Annotated in this window: 10 protein-coding genes; 7 read left to right on the forward strand and 3 right to left on the reverse strand. The window is 41.4% G+C overall.

The features are described from left to right. The first annotated feature begins 202 nt into the window (after positions 1–202). The 6 genes from ACHUFQ_RS16705 (at position 203) to ACHUFQ_RS16730 (ending at position 3,601) form a co-directional block, all read left to right on the forward strand. Positions 203–1,093: a hypothetical protein gene (locus ACHUFQ_RS16705; protein WP_394176987.1), complete on the forward strand. Its 891-nt coding sequence runs from the start codon at positions 203–205 to the stop codon at positions 1,091–1,093. A 130-nt stretch (positions 1,094–1,223) separates the two neighbouring features. Continuing rightward, entirely contained in the window at positions 1,224–1,658 is a 435-nt protein-coding gene (locus ACHUFQ_RS16710; RefSeq protein WP_394176988.1) for a hypothetical protein, read from the forward strand. Between the two features lie 90 nt (positions 1,659–1,748). Further along, a complete protein-coding gene (locus ACHUFQ_RS16715; protein ID WP_394176989.1) occupies positions 1,749–2,051 on the forward strand; it encodes a hypothetical protein in 303 nt (100 codons plus the stop codon). 112 nt (positions 2,052–2,163) lie between these two features. After that, on the forward strand, positions 2,164–2,418 hold the full coding sequence (locus ACHUFQ_RS16720; RefSeq protein ID WP_394176990.1) for a DUF2164 domain-containing protein: 255 nt from the start codon (positions 2,164–2,166) through the stop codon (positions 2,416–2,418). A gap of 29 nt (positions 2,419–2,447) precedes the next feature. Continuing rightward, positions 2,448–3,107 (forward strand): hypothetical protein, encoded by a 660-nt coding sequence (locus ACHUFQ_RS16725; RefSeq protein WP_394176991.1) that lies wholly within the window; start codon positions 2,448–2,450, stop codon positions 3,105–3,107. 107 nt (positions 3,108–3,214) lie between these two features. Beyond that, positions 3,215–3,601, forward strand: a complete 387-nt coding sequence (locus ACHUFQ_RS16730; protein WP_394176992.1) for a 2OG-Fe(II) oxygenase family protein — start codon at positions 3,215–3,217, stop codon at positions 3,599–3,601. Between the two features lie 29 nt (positions 3,602–3,630). Here the strand turns inward: ACHUFQ_RS16730 and rnt are convergent, their stop codons facing one another. Then, the gene (gene rnt, locus ACHUFQ_RS16735; protein ID WP_394176995.1) at positions 3,631–4,332 is read right to left on the reverse strand and encodes a ribonuclease T; all 702 of its coding nucleotides are present in this window, start codon (positions 4,330–4,332) and stop codon (positions 3,631–3,633) included. A gap of 290 nt (positions 4,333–4,622) precedes the next feature. Between rnt and ACHUFQ_RS16740 the strand changes: the two genes are divergently transcribed. After that, positions 4,623–6,431 (forward strand): M1 family metallopeptidase, encoded by a 1,809-nt coding sequence (locus ACHUFQ_RS16740; RefSeq protein WP_394176996.1) that lies wholly within the window; start codon positions 4,623–4,625, stop codon positions 6,429–6,431. Positions 6,432–6,607: 176 nt separating this feature from the next. Here the strand turns inward: ACHUFQ_RS16740 and ACHUFQ_RS16745 are convergent, their stop codons facing one another. Continuing rightward, positions 6,608–7,273 carry an OmpA family protein gene (locus tag ACHUFQ_RS16745; RefSeq protein WP_394176993.1) on the reverse strand — a complete coding sequence of 222 codons (666 nt, stop codon included), beginning with the start codon at positions 7,271–7,273 and terminating at the stop codon, positions 6,608–6,610. 153 nt (positions 7,274–7,426) lie between these two features. Beyond that, on the reverse strand, positions 7,427–7,756 hold the full coding sequence (locus ACHUFQ_RS16750) for a hypothetical protein (RefSeq protein WP_394176994.1): 330 nt from the start codon (positions 7,754–7,756) through the stop codon (positions 7,427–7,429). Positions 7,757–7,946 lie beyond the last annotated feature (190 nt).

The following is a 7,946-nucleotide window of genomic DNA, read 5'->3' on the forward strand; positions in this document are numbered from 1 at the left end:
AGCTAAAGCCTGGGTCTCACCTTACCCGAAAACGTTTTAAAAGAATTAAAAAAGATGGGATTATTATCCATACAAGTCATTAAAGCAGGACAAAAAACAGTTGGTTTTTGCTCGTGCCTCGCTTATTTTAACCAACTTTTTTATTGCCTCTTAATGAGGCGTTATATGGCTAATGATTAGTCTCCCTTACTAAGGTTATGTTTTGTTATATATTGACCACGATACTGAAAAGTACATATTAGAAAGTCGCACAATTGAAGAAGAGTATAAAAATGCTTGTGAGTGGATTAGTGACCTAGGCATTGAATTTAAAAGAACTCGATTTGGTGATTATGAAAAAGACTTTAGTGAGTTTATTAAAGGTGGCGGAAAAGAAAATGCAAAAGAAAGTGTAAAAACTTTTTTTAATGCGCAGCTAGAAGCAAATGACTTAATAAGAGTAAAGAACGCATTTGATAGCTTTAATAGCGCCCAAGCTTTAGATACTATTAAAAAGTCTGTAGCAGGTCAAAAATTTCGCAATGGTAGTAAAACAGATCAATCTAGGGACTTCGCTTTTGAGTTATCTATGGCTTCACGGTTTATAAAAGCTGGGTATGATGTCGACTTGAGAACAATTACCGATATAGTTGTTGAGATTGACGGCAGACGTCTCTATGTAGAATGTAAAAGAATAAAATCTGAAAAACAATTAGAAAAGAGAGTAAAAGAAGCAAATTCGCAAACAAAAGTACGTATTACAGGGGATACATCTTCCAGATCTAGGAGCTTTATAGCACTAAATTTGACTGATGTGATAAACCCCACAACTATGCCTATAATCCAAAGCTCTCTTGGTTCATACCAAAGGGTTTCTGCCGCAACACTTAAAGATTATGTTACTTCGAATACATCTACATTATCAAAAAAACAGCACAATAAATGCCTGGGAGTATTTACCGAATTTACGACTCAAGGTTTTATTAATACCCCTGATGAATATGCGTTTGTAAATTTACGAGAAAGTAACTTTTTTCAATATAAATTAAAAACAAGAGATATAGAGTTTTTGAACACTTTTATTCCGCAATTAGGAAACCAAAATATAGTGTAGTGGGATCGCCATATAACAAGTCACTCAAAAGGACAAATAACAGTTGGTTTTTGCTCCTTCGTCGCTTATTTTAACCAACTGATATTGGCCTCTTGGTGAGGCGTTATAAGTAAATGGATAAATTCTAGAAATGGATAATCAATCTTTAAAAGATAAACGGATGCTAAAGATTATTGCCATTGGAATGCCGATAATGGTTGTTCTTGTCATCGTCTTTATGATCTATTTAAAATCAATTTCTGATTCCATTTTGGAGCCTTTCAAAGTTGCTACACTCACTAGTGGTGCAATTGTCGTTTTGTGTGATAAACAAGCTCTGGATATCCCCCCAATTCAAAGTGCTTTTGATGATGTTTTTTATACCAAGGTAAGTGGTTCTAGCCCAACAAGATATGAAAGCCTAAAAGCCGAAGTTAACGGACAGTCTATTGAGTTAACTATCGGTCTTGATTCAAGAGATTTAAATTTGTTTTGGTTATATCTTGCTTCAACCGAAACAGGTGGAAAACCAATGGGTTACATTAAATCTGAATATCTAACTCAAAAGATTGAGCATTGTGAGTAAATTTACTTATAACAAGCCAAGTCAGCGGGAATTTCACTCGCTGAAAAACACTCATAAAATCCCTGCTTGGGGCGTTAGGTGTAATTGAATTTGAGTAGCCCGAAAGTATTAAAAATAGTGTTTGTGATCGGGATTGTTGCGACATTAGCAGCTCTTGTTCTAGCTCCTAAAGTCGAAGGTTATGGTGACTTTGTCGCTAGAGTTTTTCTTGTGTCACTTGGGGCACTATCTTTAACTTACAGCGCGTACGCAATTAAAAAAGGTGAAGTTGAAGTCAAAGGTTTTACTTCAAAACGTTCAGATTCTCCGGCCTTATTTTGGTTTGGAATCTGCGTATACCTATTCTTAGGTTGTTCGATGTTGGGCATTAGCCTTATGCAAATTTACACCTAACAAGAAAATTAATCAGGACAACAGTTGGCTATAGTTCGTTCCTAAAAAATGTTAGCCAACAATTTCCGTCCGCTTAAGCGGGCGTAATAAACCTAAGGATAGATCATCATAAATGTCAGATATCGAGTTCACAAACACAGAAAAGGAAGCAATGGTTGAAAAGCTACAATCTTATTTTAATATGGAATTAGATCAAGAATTAGGTCAATTTGATGCAGAATTTCTATTAGACTTCTTTTCTAAAGAACTAGGCGCGTATTACTACAACCGTGGATTACATGATGCGAGAGCTATCTTTGAAGAACGGGTTCAAACGATAGACGATGATATTTATGCTATTGAAAAAGAGGTAGGCTCGGCTAAATAGGTACTAAGAAATAGAATAAAGGTGAATTCATGTTAGATCAAATAACACAATTTGAACCGTATAGTTACTTGGGGCATGTAATTATCGGTTTTCTTGCCTTAATCGCAGGAACGATTGCGCTTAAGTCCGTAAAAGGTTCCGTGACTCACGTCAGAATGGGGAGAGTTTTTGCATTATCAACATTAGTGGCGTGCTTAACTGCTTACTATTTTTTCTATCAGCAACCGTTGACCTTACTTTCAGCAATCGATGCGACTCTTGCTATTTATTTAGTTTTCTCTGCAATACTTGCTTTTGAAAAATATGAGCGCCTTAGAAAAGCTCTAGCGTTTATTTATTTGCCGGTAGTTGCTTGCCTTATTTTCTTGCTAGCTCCATTAATTGTGCAAAATTTATCAATACCAATGCGTGTTGTAGTGCTGATGATTCATTTAGCTTTACTGGCCACGCTAGCTATTGGTGATATTCAATTTGGCCGAGTTTTATCACCGTCAAGATCGCAGCGTTTGGCTCGACACCGTTATCGAATGCTATTGGCTTATAGTGTTATTGTGGCGGCAGCTATTGGTAATATATTGAATTTACCCGTTCCGGTGGTAACGGCATTGTTTCTATTGGGTATGGCAGTTTTCTGCATAGTTTCACAAAGAAAGAAAAAGAAAACTGGGGCTTTCCAAACGAATATATAGAAGTTTCGGCGGCGAATTCATTAACTTGTCACTTGTTCTGCAACAACGCCAAACAAGTGACAAGTTGACGCACCGTTGAACAAGGCGTTGATATTTTGAGAGTTCGCATGTCTTTTTTGAGTAAATTATTTCGTTGGGAACGAGGTAGGCAAAAATCGGGCTACGATAAAATGTTATTGTGTGGCGCAACATGGCCAATAACATTTGATCTGTATTTGCTTAAATTTCCTCTGGGTAGTGAAATAGCCCCACATACCGACAAAGTCGATTCAGGACAACATTACCGGTTAAATATTGTTTTAAAAAATGCAGATGAAGGTGGTGTATTCAGCTGTGAAAATGCAATTTTTCAAACCAGGCGGATTAAATTATTTCGCCCGGATAATAGTGAGCACCAAGTATCTAAAATCAAAAAAGGTTCTAGATATTTGTTAAGCATTGGCTGGGTAAGAAAACCTAACACTGATCAGCCTTCCCCCGTCAAGAAACCATAACTCGCCCTCAGACGAATCAGCCAGTCCAGTTATTCGCTATCTGATTCGTTCTGCTTTTGCTCTGCGTTTTCTGCTTCTCCAGCTTCTTCTGCTGCCACTTCCGGTAATGGCCAGCCGCCAAGTTCCTGCCAACGATTCACGATATAACAAAATAGTTCAGCGGTTTTTTCGGTATCGTAAAGGGCTGAATGGGCTTCGCGGTTATCGAACTCCAGATTGGCCGCAACCGCAGCTTTTGCCAGCACCGTCTGGCCTAATGCCAGGCCAGATAAGGTTGCCGTATCAAAGGTGACAAACGGGTGAAAAGGACTGCGTTTTATCGACGCGCGCTCGGTGGCGGCATTTACAAATCCTAAATCAAATGCGGCATTATGGGCGACCATTATGGCTCGCTGACAACCAACGGCTTTCATCGCTTTGCGCACGGCTTTGAAAATGGCTTTTAACGCGACATCTTCATCCACGGCACCACGCAATGGATTTGTCGGGTCAATGCCGGTAAATTCCAGCGCAGCCGGTTCCAGGTTGGCGCCTTCAAAAGGGTTAACATGAAAGTGCAGGGTTTCCTTTAAAGACAACAAACCCGTTGTCTCATCCATTTGCAATATGCTGGCGGCGATTTCCAGCAATGCGTCAGTGGCAGCATTAAAACCGGCGGTTTCAACGTCGATAACCACCGGTAAATATCCGCGAAATCGTTGTGCAAACAGAGATTTTTGGGTGTCGCTCATGATGTTAATACGTTCTTTCATTAATTTCTGATTGGCAATTATCGCAGAAAAGCGAAGAGTAAGGCCAATGCTTTTGTTTACAAATGTTCTGAATGTCGAGTTGGTAATCATTCACAAAGCTTGCAAGCTGGAACTTCCTCAGTAAACTTATCGCAAAGGTTTTGTTTAATATGTGAAAAATACGCATAAACAAAACGACATCAACAAGCGTTGCAAGGATTTAGTCAAACATGTTGTTATTTAAAAGTCGCAATTTAACGCGCGTGATAGCGGTACTGAGCATCAACCTGATGTTGGTTGTACCTGGATTTGCCAAGGTCGATGATGACCTGACCTATGCCAATTATGATCAGGTGAAAGTGTCACACGTGCATCTGGATTTAACCGTAGATTTTGAGCAAAAGGCGTTAGTTGGCTCCGCTGAGCTTACCTTGGACTGGTCAGATAAAGATGCCAAAACCTTGTATCTCGATACCCGGGATTTGGTTGTTGATCAGGTAAAAGCCAAACAAGGTGAGGGCGACTGGCAAAAAGTTAACTTTAAGCTGGGTAAACGCGACGACGTAATGGGTGCCAAGTTAACGGTTAAACCAGATTTTCAGGCCGATAAGCTATTGGTGACCTACAAATCTCAACCTCAGGCCTCGGGGTTACAATGGTTGACGCCAGAGCAGACCGCCGGTAAAAAACTGCCATTTATGTTCAGCCAAAACCAGGCGATTCATGCCCGTAGTTGGATCCCGATTCAGGATACACCCGCGGTTCGTATGACCTATACCGCACAAATTAACACCGATAAATCCCTGCTAGCGGTGATGAGCGCCAACAATGAGCCGGGAACCGCACGCGATGGTGATTATCAATTTACCATGCCGCAAGCCATTCCTGCGTATTTGATTGCCATAGCCGTTGGCGATCTTGAATTTCAAGCCATGAGCGAACAAACCGGTGTGTACGCGGAAAACTATATTCTTAAAGCATCCGCGGCGGAGTTTGATGATACCCAGGATATGATCACCGCTTCTGAAAAACTTTACGGGGAATATCGATGGGGTCGATACGATTTATTGATGTTGCCGCCAAGCTTCCCATTTGGGGGAATGGAAAACCCACGGCTATCGTTTATTACACCGACGGTAGTGGCAGGTGATAAATCACTGGTAAATCTTATCGCCCATGAACTGGCTCACTCCTGGTCTGGTAATCTGGTCACCAATGCGACGTGGCGTGATCTATGGTTGAATGAAGGATTTACCTTCTATGTGGAAAACCGCATCATGGAAGCGGTGTTTTCCAAAGAACGAGCCGTTATGGAACAGGTGCTTGGCGTTGCCAGCCTGAAAAGCGATATCCAGACATTGCCAGCCAATGATTCAATTTTATATCTGGATTTACAAGGCCGTGATCCTGACGCGGCTTTTTCTAACGTGCCTTATGTCAAAGGTCAGTTATTTTTGATGTTTTTGGAGCAACGATTCGGGCGCGAACGCTTTGATCCCTTTGTGCTAGCGTATTTTAATCATTTTAGTTTCCAAAGTATTGGTACTAAAGACTTTCTTCAGTACTTAAACAATAACCTGATCAATAAATATCCGGGTATCGTGAGCAAAGCTGAAGTTGATGAATGGGTGTTTGGCGAAGGGCTGCCAAAAACCGCACCCAATCCAACGTCGGACGTGTTTACGAAAGTCGAGCGTCATTCATCTTCCTGGCAACAGGGCAAACAATCCTTAGATACGATCCCAACCGATGACTGGACGGTTCATGAGTGGTTATTTTTTATCAATGAGCTGCCACGCGATTTGGCGTTGGCAAAGATGCAGGAACTCGATTCGGCGTTTGATTTAACCCACAGCCAAAATGCAGAAATCGCCCATGCCTGGTACTTGTTGGCGCTAAATAACGGTTATGATGTGATCAAACCTGAGTTGGAAGATTACTTAATCGATATTGGTCGACGTAAGCTGATTGTACCGCTATATCAAAAGCTGGCAGAAAGCGATGCAGGACTGGCTTGGGTCAGACCGGTTTATCAGAAGGCGCGTCCAGGCTACCATCCGTTAGCTCAAGGCACGATTGACGATATTCTGACTAAGTAATTTAGTGAATTAATCTAACCAATATAACGTAGATAAATCGATTTAATAATCGTAAATGAAAAAGCCCCAGTTTAAAAATGTAAACTGGGGCTTTTGCAATCTGCTTTCACCGCAAATTTTTTGCAAACAACTTTCGAAAGAATGTTTACGGCGCGTTTCACTTTGTTCGTTTGAGCTTACGCGGAAGGTACGATATATAGTTCTACGCGACGGTTTAACGCCCGACCGTTGGCATACTTGTTATCTGCCAGAGGTTGGCTTTCTCCCATGCCCAGAGAAACAATGCGATTTGCCGCAACACCCAGCACACGCATTTCTGTCGCTACCGCTGCTGCACGCTTAAGGGATAATCCTTGATTGTATTGCTCCTGACCAATGCTATCGGTATGACCGATCACCTGAATGCGGGTGTTATCGTTTTGTTTTAACACTTCAGCAATGGCATCCAAGGTATTCACAAACGCCGGGTTTACCATGGTTTCATCATTGCCAAAGGTAATATTTGACGGCATGATTAGTTTGATAGAACCGTCTTGCTGGCGCACAACTTTAACACCGGAGTTTTGCAATTTTTGACGCAATATTGCTTCTTGCTGATCCATGTTATAGCCGATGCCCGCACCGATTGCAGAGCCGACAACGCCGCCGATGGCTGCAGACTCTTTGTTATCGCCAATCGCAACACCAAGCAGTGAACCTGCCACCGCGCCAACGGTAGTGCCAACGGTGGTGTTGGATACAGTTTCTTCGCCAGTGTATGGGTCAACTGTCGTTACACAACCAGAAAGAACAGAAGATGCCAAAGCGATAGATAAAGCAGACGCTTTCATGGTTTTATTCATGGTTTATTCCTTTTTGAACAGATATTGATATCAACTCTGATGGGCATTGAGTCCATTCAGAATGGGCATAGTAACTACCAGACCGCAGTCTGGTAGTGGGAAATTTTGTGGGGGCAGGGTATTTAACGCCAGATTACTGGCAAAGGTATTGGCTTATTCGCTAACCAATACATCCACTTCGCGATGATTCTCTTGCAAAGAGTCGATGATCACGCGATAGGATCTGTCATTTTGAGAGTATTTAAGTTCCAGGCGACCATAGACGGTTTTCGCGGACGTTGGTTCACCAAGTTCGGCATCGTAGAACGATTTAATTTCAGATTCAGACAATTGACTAAAAAACGTCAAAATGGCTGGGTAATCATCATCATAACGAGAGAATACTTTCGCATCATGGGTTAATGGGATGTCCACAATGGCATCGGATGCCTGGGCTGGTTCAGCGCTGGCAAACGTCGCGCTGACTACGAGTGGTAAAAGCACAAAAATTCTTTTTAACATTGTTTTTAATATCATTGCGTCACTATTACTTCACGAATATCTTCGTTCAACAATGTAAATTTTTCCCTGCACACCGTCAAGTAAATTAATTATCCTAATACCAATCCCATTAAGTTTGTGCACAACTCAGAGTTAGGGCAGAGGTTCAGTTACCACATAGATTTTATTGATA

The sequence above is a fragment of the Thalassotalea litorea genome (genome assembly GCF_043642205.1).
Classification (GTDB): Bacteria; Pseudomonadota; Gammaproteobacteria; order Enterobacterales; family Alteromonadaceae; genus Thalassotalea_A; species Thalassotalea_A litorea.

Excerpts from the sequence above, each read along its gene's own strand:
- ACHUFQ_RS16710 (WP_394176988.1), top strand. The coding sequence starts at position 1,224 with ATGGATAATCAATCTTTAAAAGATAAACGGATGCTAAAGATTATTGCC.
- ACHUFQ_RS16720 (WP_394176990.1), top strand. The coding sequence starts at position 2,164 with ATGTCAGATATCGAGTTCACAAACACAGAAAAGGAAGCAATGGTTGAA.
- ACHUFQ_RS16725 (WP_394176991.1), top strand. The coding sequence starts at position 2,448 with ATGTTAGATCAAATAACACAATTTGAACCGTATAGTTACTTGGGGCAT.
- ACHUFQ_RS16730 (WP_394176992.1), top strand. The coding sequence starts at position 3,215 with ATGTCTTTTTTGAGTAAATTATTTCGTTGGGAACGAGGTAGGCAAAAA.
- rnt (WP_394176995.1), bottom strand. The coding sequence starts at position 4,332 with ATGAGCGACACCCAAAAATCTCTGTTTGCACAACGATTTCGCGGATAT.
- ACHUFQ_RS16740 (WP_394176996.1), top strand. The coding sequence starts at position 4,623 with ATGTTGGTTGTACCTGGATTTGCCAAGGTCGATGATGACCTGACCTAT.
- ACHUFQ_RS16745 (WP_394176993.1), bottom strand. The coding sequence starts at position 7,273 with ATGAATAAAACCATGAAAGCGTCTGCTTTATCTATCGCTTTGGCATCT.